Here is an 8,531-nt window from a genome sequence, read left to right as displayed (position 1 = left end):
GGACTGTCCCCGAACTCTGGGATGCCATTCGCGATGCGCTGCCACGCTTCACACCCCACGAATGCACAAATTACTTTATCGCAGCAGGTTATGAGCCAGAGTGATCGGAATCTGCTCTAGTCGCTATTAGCAACGCAAGGCATAAGGGTGCTGGGCCTACGGTCGGGGTAGTGGTCAAATCTGAAGCATCAGCGGCCCATCCCCTCGCTTTCAAAGCGCGCGCGAATTCGCTCGATTTTACCGCCGCCGATTCTCAGCTCTTCGGGCCTTCCAACACCCTGAACCAATCTCGGATGGCGAGCTTCAGGCGGTCAACCTCATCTTCCGCAAGGACGCCGCAGTGGGCAATCGTTCCCCGTAGCATGTTGAGCGCTGCCATCACCCGCGACACAGCGGACTGATTGCTGAGCATCCCTGCAAAGTCGGACCAGTTGGCGCGAATGATGTCCCCAAGCTGGCCAAACGTCGTATAATCGATGTCGTCATCAGACCGGACAGAGACGCCGGCTTGAGCCTCCCTCTCGCGGTTCTTCCGCACCTCTTCGAGGACGCCAACCGGCACGCAAGTGTCCCACCACTTCGCACCGTGCGCAGCTTCCATCGTCTCGACAATTAGGCGACGTATGTCGTTCTCGAGCAGATAGAATATTTCGTAGTAGCGGGACATATGCGCCGCGTTCTTCCGATTCGATAAATCGAACTGCTTGATGAAAGGCTCTAGCTGCTCATTGTCTGCTCGGCTCAGACCGCTCGATTGACCTGTATCATATTCGGCCAGCGTTGCCCTAAGCCCGGTTTCGATTACCGCGCATTTCAGGACGAACAGTTCGACGGTGTGGTCACTCATGCCAGCAGGTTCGCCTTCAAGCTCTTGAAGATGGCATTGTATACTTCGACGTTCGTCGTCTCGGGCAGAACCACATTGATATTATAGGCAAGCTGGAGTCGACCGGTGCCACTGCGACCGCCATTCTGTTCCTCGGGCGGAGACAAGAATGCATGGTTTAACTGGCCTGTATCGTTTTGCTCATCGCCCTTGGCATCCTCGCGCGCCTGCCTTGCGTAATCTTGAAAGGCTTGAAACGTGTTCAGGATGTAACGAACAATCCCTTCCTTCTTAGGCAGACCGGTGATCGCGACTATTATATCGACGAGCGCCGCTTCCTCTGCCTTATGCGCATATTGGTTGCGCCGAAATATCTCGCCGAACCCATTCTGCAGGGCTTGGACGGCAGCCGTAGGGCGGCCCGCATCGGTTTGGAATTGCGCGTAGATCTCTGTGGGCGCGCCCGTCTGGTTGAGGAGGCCGGTTGCCTTCAAAATAGGAACGATCGGACGGGCAGCTCCACCTGTAGTACCCATTACAGTGCCTAGAAAGTCGGCGTTGAAGGTGCCTGGCTTTTCCGAGGTCGGAATCTTCTCAAGCACGCGCTTCAGAACCCCAGGGCTTGATGTATATGGAAGCCCTCCCGGAATCTTACGGCGAACGGTCTTTTCCGGATTAGCGGTTGCAGCCGCTGCGTCTTGTTCAGATGCCAAGTCAATTCCCCCTCGATGGGCAATCTTGTCTCACATCAATTGGAATCGCAAGTCACAGCCCAAGACGTTCATGCGGTCGCCATGCGGTGAGTAGGGAAAGGCAGTCATAAGGGGCCTTTACATGATCAATCTCGTCACAGTACTCCCGGTGGTGCCCGTCCAACCGGCAGGGCAAAGAAGCCGGGACATCTAGCACCCTCTTGAACGCGGAACCTGCAGTTCGGCCACCCACTCAAACCGCTGGAAGCGCCCATCTTAGCCAAACACCCGTCACCCCTCGTCCTGAAAAGGCCCCATATCCGCAAACGCGAGCGCCAGCAGTTCCCGCATGGCGGCCGATGCGCCGGCCTCGTCGCCGGCAGCGATGGCGTCGAGGACTGCCAGGTGGTCGCCCAGCGCGTCGCGCGGGTGGGGGGTCTGGCGTTGCTTGAAATGGGTGGTCCATTGCACGGCGGCGAGGATCGAGCTCGAGAGCGAGCGCAGGGCGCGGTTGCCGGAGGCGGCGAGCAGGGTGCGATGGAAATCCCGGTCCGCGCTGCGGCCTTCGGCCGTGCGCAGGCCGTGCCGGCCCATTGCGGCGAGCGCCTCGCGCATCGTCTCGATCTGGGCCGATGTACGGAACCGCGCGGCAAGGCCCGCGGCCGCCGGTTCGATAATGCCGCGCAACGCGAACAGGTCTTGCACGAAGGCCCGGTTGGGCTTGCCGGCGAACATCCATTCGAGCACGTCGGGATCGAACAGGTTCCACCGGTCTTCGGGCGTGACATGAGTGCCGATCTTGGGCCGGCTTTCGAGCAGGCCCTTGGCGATGAGAATCCGCAGCGCTTCGCGATAGGCGCTGCGCGACACGCCCAGCAGGATCGATTCCTCGATCTCGGTGCCGATGCGCGTGCCCGGTGTGACCTGGCCCGTCAGGATGGCGATACCCAGGCGGCGGGCGATGGCCTGGTGAATGCGCAGGCCCGGGGCGCTCTCGCTGTCGTCGGTCATGGCTGCCCCCCGTTCGGTCACGCCGCCCGGGAGTGCGGCGACCTGCTCACAGGGCGCGGATCACGGCCGGCCCTGCGTCCGTGCCGAACCGCAGCGGATTGCGCAACGGCAAACGGAAGCAATCCGCGCTGATTTCGAACACGTCGCCATCGCCGGGCGCGATGCCGTCGCTGAACGAAAGCGTGGCCGTTCCGAAGAAATGGACGTGAACGTCGCCCGGCCGGCGGAACTGGACATATTTGAAATGGTGATGTTCGAGATTGGCGATGGAGTGGGTCATGTTGCTTTCGCCGGAAAGGAACGGCTTTTCCCATAGCGTCCGGCCGTCGCGCTCGATCCGGCAGGTTCCGGTGATGCTTTCGGGCAAGGCGCCGAGCAGAAGCTCTGGCCCCAGCGCGGCCTGGCGCAGTTTGGAATGGGCCAGCCACAGGTAATTGACCCGCTCGGTGACATGGTCGGAAAATTCGTTGGCCAGCGCAAATCCCAGCCGGCACGGTTGCCCCTGCCCGTCGACCAGATAGATGCCGGCGATTTCCGGCTCGTCGCCGCCGTCGCCGGCAAAAGCGGGCTTCACCAACGGCTCGCCGGTGGCGGCCAGTATCGAACCGTCGCCCTTATAGAACCATTCCGGCTGCACGCCGATCGCGCCTGCGGCGGGCTTGCCGTTTTCCAGGCCCATCAGGAACATGCGCATCGAGTCCGTGGCGCTGCCGGCGGCGGCGGCTTTGTGCATGCTGTCCCGCCCCTCGGCCGAGCCGAGATGGGTAAGCCCGGTGCCGCTGGCCACCAGATGTGCCGGATCGGGATGATCGATCGGAGCGAGCAGGCGCACGTCGGCAAGGTTCAGCACCGCGCCGAGCCGCGCTGCGGCCAGTTCGGCAAGGCCCGCATCGGCCAGGACGGCGTTTTCCGCCAGCGCCAGCACCGAAGGCGTCTCGCGCAGCTGGCGCACCTCGCCCTGCGCGTCGATAGCGGCAACGCCGCGCTCGCCGCCGGCCGCGAACTGGATGAGCGAGCGGATCATGGCAGTTCCCTCCGGCCGTCTACTCTGCGCGGCACGCGCCACGGATTGTCGTCGCGCAGGGCCGCCGGCAAGAGCGTGGCGGGAATGTCCTGATAGCACACGGGCCGCAGGAACCGCGACATGGCCAAGGTGCCGACCGATGTCGTGCGCCCGTCCGACGTTGCCGGATAAGGCCCGCCATGGACCATCGCCCAGGTCACTTCCACCCCTGTCGGCCAGCCATTGGCCAGCACGCGGCCGGCCTTTTCGCCCAGCAGCGGCAGCAGCCGCGCGGCGGCGGCGGTGTCGCCCTCGTCGTATTGAAGCGTCGCGGTAAGCTGGCCCTCCAGCGCCGCGATCACGGTCGCCATCTCGTCGGCATCGGCGCAGGCGACGATTACCGCCGAAGCGCCGAAGACTTCATGGGCAAGCTCGGGCGCGGCCAGGAATCGTCCGGCCGCGACCTGGAACAGGGCGCCGGTGCAGCGATTGGGTTCGGCGCTCGCCTGTCCGCTGCCGACACGCAGGGCCGCATCGTGGGCATCGAGCGCCGATACGCCCGCGCAGAAGGCACCGTGGATGCCGGGCGTCAGCATCACCGGTGGCGCCACTTTCGCAAGGGCGGCGGCGGCGGCGGCCACGAAGCGATCGAGCGCCGGACCGGCGTGTGCAATCACCAGACCCGGATTGGTGCAGAATTGCCCTGCCCCCAACGTCAGGGAACCGATGAATGCCGTGCCCAGGGCTTCGGCCCGCGCTTCCAGCGCATGGGGCAGCAGCACCACCGGATTGACGCTCGACATTTCGGCATAGACCGGGATCGGCTCGGGCCGGTCGGCCGCGATCCGGCACAGCGCCAGCCCGCCGCCGCGCGAACCGGTAAAGCCCACCGCCTTGACCCGCGGATCTGCAACCAGTGCCGCGCCCAGGGCATTGGTGCTGCCCGGCAGATAGGCGAACACGCCGGCCGGCAAACCGCATGCGTGCACAGCGCTTGCCAGCGCGCGCGCCACCAGTTCGCCGGTGGCCGGGTGCGCCGGGTGCCCCTTGACCACCACCGGGCACCCCGCTGCCAGGGCCGAGGCGGTGTCACCCCCTGCCACCGAGAACGCCAGCGGGAAATTCGATGCGCCGAACACCGCCACCGGTCCCAGCGCCACGTTCATCCGGCGAATGTCGCCGCGCGGCGGTGCCCGCTCCAGCAGCGCCGGATCGATCGTCACGTCGAGCCAGCCACCTTCACGCACTTCGGCGGCAAACAGGCGGAGCTGGTTTACGGTTCGCATGCGTTCGCCTTCCAGCCGGGCGCGTGGCAAACCGCTTTCGCGCATTGCCGTCACCACCAGATCGTCGCCGATCGCCAGGATCGCCGTCGCGGCGGCTTCGAGAAATGCCGCGCGAACGCCGGGCAGCAATGCGGCAAAGGCTGTCGCCGCCGTGCCGGCCAGCGCGCAGGCCGCCGAAACCTCGTCTGCCCCGGCTTCCGAAAAATCGCCTGGCAATGTCTCGCCGGTACTCGGATCAACCGCGCGGAACCGACTGGAGGACTGGCGTTCCTTGCCGCCGATCAGGATGCCGCCATTGGTGTTCATATCGAGATCCTTGATCACATCAGTGGTTATCGCGCGGGAGGCCGCGCGTCTGGGCAATGCGCTGGAAGCTTTCCGCGCCTTCGAGAATGGCGCCGTCGCTCATCTGGCCAACCCGTTCGCGCTGGATCGCCTGCCATGGCGTTTGCGATGCCGGATAAGCATAGCCACCCGCGGCGGCGAGCGCTGCCCGCCGTTGGGCAAGTTCCGCCGGGTCCAGCAGCACGTCGGCCGTGCCGCGCCGCAAGTCGATGCGCACGCGATCGCCGGTCCTGAGCAGTGCCAGCCCGCCGCCGGCCGCCGCTTCGGGGCTGGCGTTGAGGATCGAAGGGCTGGCGCTGGTGCCCGATTGACGGCCGTCGCCAATGCAGGGCAGGTTGCGCACGCCCTCGCGCAGCAGATAGGCCGGTGCCCGCATGTTCACCACTTCCGCCGACCCGGGATAGCCGATCGGCCCGGCGCCGCGCATCACCAGCAGAGTGTGGGCGTCGATCTCCAGAACCGGATCGTCGATCCGCGCATGATAGTCTTCGGGTCCGTCGAACACGACCACCGGCCCTTCGAACGCGTCGGGATCGTCGGGATCCGACAGGTAGCGCGCGCGGAACTCCTCGCCGATCACGCTGGTCTTCATGATCGCGCTGTCGAACAGGTTTCCGGACAGGACGATGAAGCCGGCGTCTGCCACCAATGGCTGGCCGAACGGGCGGATCACGCGCTCGTCCATGATCGGCGCATTGCGGCAATTGTCGCCCAGGCTGCGGCCGTTTGCAGTCAGCGCCGCCTCGTGAACCAGCCCTTGCCCGATCAACTGGTTGACGACCGCCGGCACCCCGCCGGCGCGGTAAAAGTCTTCGCCCAGGTATTCACCCGCCGGTTGCAGGTTGACCAGGAGCGGAACCTTGTGACCATGCTCCTGCCAGTCGCGGATATCGAGTTCGACCCCCATGTGCCGCGCGATCGCGGCAAGGTGGATCGGCGCGTTGGTCGATCCGCCGATCGCGCTGCTGACGACGATGGCATTGAGGAACGCCTCCCGTGTCATGATGTCGGACGGCTTCATATCTTCGCGCACCATATCGACGATACGTTTGCCCGTGCGGTAGGCGCACTCCTGCCGGTCGCGATAGGGAGCAGGGATGGCCGCGCTGCCGGGCAAGCTCATGCCCAATGCCTCGGTCAGGCTGTTCATCGTCGTGGCGGTGCCCATCGTATTGCAATAGCCGGTCGATGGCGCCGCCGATGCGACCAGGCGAATGAACGCGTCGTCATCGATCTCGCCCGTGGAAAGCATTTCGCGCGCTTTCCACACGATCGTGCCCGAACCTGTCCGCTCACCCTCGTGCCAGCCGTTGAGCATGGGGCCGACCGACAGTGCAATGGCGGGGATGTTGACGGTCGCCGCGGCCATCAGGCATGCCGGCGTGGTCTTGTCGCAACCGATCGTCAGCACGACGCCGTCCAGCGGATAGCCGTAGAGCACTTCGACAAGGCCCAGATAGGCCAGGTTGCGGTCGAGCGCCGCGGTGGGCCGCTTGCCGGTTTCCTGGATCGGATGGACCGGAAACTCGATGCAGATACCCCCAGCCTCGCGAATGCCCTCGCGCACGCGCTCGGCCAGAACCAGGTGATGCCGGTTGCAAGGGCTCAGGTCGCTGCCGGTCTGGGCAATGCCGATGATCGGCCGGCCCGAGCGCAGCTCTTCAAGACTCAGCCCGAAGTTCAGGTAGCGCTCCAGATAGAGCGCGGTCATGTCAATATTGTCAGGATTGTCGAACCAGGCGGCAGAGCGCAGTTTTTTCATCATCATCATCATCCTGATCGTTTCGTTCCGGCCGGGGCAAGGCCATCACCTGCGGCATCGGGTACGCGATGCGCGCGGCCACGCGCTGCATCCCATTCCGCCCTTTCCGCAGTTGACGCTCTACCTGTCTCGATATACTCAGACAAAATAGAAGAGCAATCCCATAACAGGAAAAGAGCGGAGAAAGGCAATGGCCGGACCGGTCGGATCAGGCACCCCGGGCGTTCGCGCCGCTACGCTTGAAGGCAGTCACAGGGGTTCGCTGGCATTGCTGGCCAGCCTGTTCTTCATGTGGGGGTTCATCACCGTCATCAACAACACGCTGCTGCCACATCTGCGCAGCGTGTTCGAACTCAACTATACCCAGACAACGCTGGTCGAATCGGTATGGTTCATCGCCTATGCCGTCGCGTCCATGCCCTCGGCATTCCTGATCGAGCGCGTGGGCTACAAACGGTCGATCATCATCGGCCTGCTGACAATGGCGATCGGCGCGCTCGGCATGGTGCCGGCGGCGCGGCTGCCCTCGTTCGAGATCACGCTGGCTTCGTTGTTCGTCATCGCCAGCGGCATTGCCCTGCTGCAAGTCGCCGCCAATCCCTATGTCGCGGTGATCGGACCCGCGGAGACATCCGAAAGCCGCCTGACGCTGGTGCAGGCTTTCAACTCGATGGGGACTTTCTTTGCCCCCTATTTCGGCGGTTACCTGATCCTCAGCCGCACTGTGGCCGGCACGACCATGGAGGGCACCACGATCAGCCTTGCCCAAAGGATGGCCGATGCCCGGGCCACGCAATTGCCCTATGTGCTGGTGGCGGTTGTCCTGATAGGGCTGGCGCTGGTCATTTCGCGCGCCAGGCTGCCCGAGCTGGCGCAGGACGCGCGGCGCGCCAATGCCGAGGAACGCAGGAACCTGTCGCTGTGGCGCCACCGCAACCTGGTGTTCGGCGTGCCCGCGATCTTCATCTACCTGATCGCCGAGATCGGCGTTGCCAACCTGTTCATCAACTTCGTCTCCCGGCCCGATATCGGCAACATGACTCACGCGAGCGCCGCCAACTATCTGATACTGTTGTGGGGCGGGATGATGGTCGGCCGCTTTGCCGGCAGCTTCCTGATGCGGCGCATCCCGGCCAACAAGGTGCTGGCCGCCTTTGCGGGCGCGGCGTTCCTCGTCATGGTCGCCGCGGCTTCGCTGCAAGGCCCACCGGCAATGTGGGCACTGATCCTGGTGGGGCTGTGCCACTCGATCATGTTCCCGACGATCTTCGCGCTTGGCATCAAGGGACTTGGCCCCTTGACGGAAGAGGCCTCGGGCCTGCTGATCACCGCGATCGCCGGCGGCGCGCTGGTGGTGGTCCAGGGCTGGCTGGCCGACACCGCAGGCCTGCAGAACAGTTTCTGGCTGACCGTCGCCTGCGAGCTTTATGTGCTCTGGTATGCACTTTCCGGTAGCCGCCCGACAGCCGCGCGCCTCGTGGAGGAACGCGGTTAAGAGGCGGCAGGACGCACCGCTGCCCCGGCCCGCCTGGCAGAATCAGCCGCGCACGCGGCCACGCATTGACGAAAGAGGTTTACGACAGGTGCATTCGAAGTCAGTATCGCG

7 protein-coding genes and 1 pseudogene are annotated in these 8,531 nt (G+C 64.4%); 2 read left to right on the top strand and 6 right to left on the bottom strand.

What is annotated here, in order from left to right:
- Positions 1–104, top strand: a pseudogene (locus AC3EDY_RS12280) (IS630 family transposase); the annotation flags it as partial.
- Positions 105–253: 149 nt separating this feature from the next.
- Here AC3EDY_RS12280 and AC3EDY_RS12275 read toward each other — a convergent pair.
- From AC3EDY_RS12275 to AC3EDY_RS12250, 6 genes are all read right to left on the bottom strand, one after another.
- A complete protein-coding gene (locus tag AC3EDY_RS12275) occupies positions 254–847 on the bottom strand; it encodes a Swt1 family HEPN domain-containing protein (protein ID WP_488572789.1) in 594 nt (197 codons plus the stop codon).
- Entirely contained in the window at positions 844–1,539 is a 696-nt protein-coding gene (locus AC3EDY_RS12270; RefSeq protein WP_488572788.1) for a DUF5343 domain-containing protein, read from the bottom strand. The genes AC3EDY_RS12275 and AC3EDY_RS12270 overlap by 4 nt, the downstream gene beginning before the upstream one ends.
- Before the next feature lie 270 nt (positions 1,540–1,809).
- On the bottom strand, positions 1,810–2,529 hold the full coding sequence (locus AC3EDY_RS12265; protein WP_488572787.1) for a FadR/GntR family transcriptional regulator: 720 nt from the start codon (positions 2,527–2,529) through the stop codon (positions 1,810–1,812).
- A gap of 46 nt (positions 2,530–2,575) precedes the next feature.
- A complete protein-coding gene (gene araD1 / locus AC3EDY_RS12260) occupies positions 2,576–3,553 on the bottom strand; it encodes an AraD1 family protein (protein WP_488572786.1) in 978 nt (325 codons plus the stop codon).
- Positions 3,550–5,124, bottom strand: coding sequence for an aldehyde dehydrogenase (NADP(+)) (locus tag AC3EDY_RS12255; protein ID WP_488572785.1), 1,575 nt, complete (start codon positions 5,122–5,124; stop codon positions 3,550–3,552). The genes araD1 and AC3EDY_RS12255 overlap by 4 nt, the downstream gene beginning before the upstream one ends.
- Before the next feature lie 19 nt (positions 5,125–5,143).
- Entirely contained in the window at positions 5,144–6,928 is a 1,785-nt protein-coding gene (locus AC3EDY_RS12250; RefSeq protein WP_488572784.1) for an IlvD/Edd family dehydratase, read from the bottom strand.
- Between the two features lie 187 nt (positions 6,929–7,115).
- On the opposite strand from AC3EDY_RS12250, the gene AC3EDY_RS12245 reads away from it, so the two are divergent.
- Positions 7,116–8,420, top strand: a complete 1,305-nt coding sequence (locus tag AC3EDY_RS12245) for a sugar MFS transporter (protein ID WP_488572783.1) — start codon at positions 7,116–7,118, stop codon at positions 8,418–8,420.
- Positions 8,421–8,531 lie beyond the last annotated feature (111 nt).

It is taken from the genome of Novosphingobium sp. DS6-6 (assembly GCF_057784975.1).
This window is presented reverse-complemented; position numbering and strand designations above follow the sequence as displayed.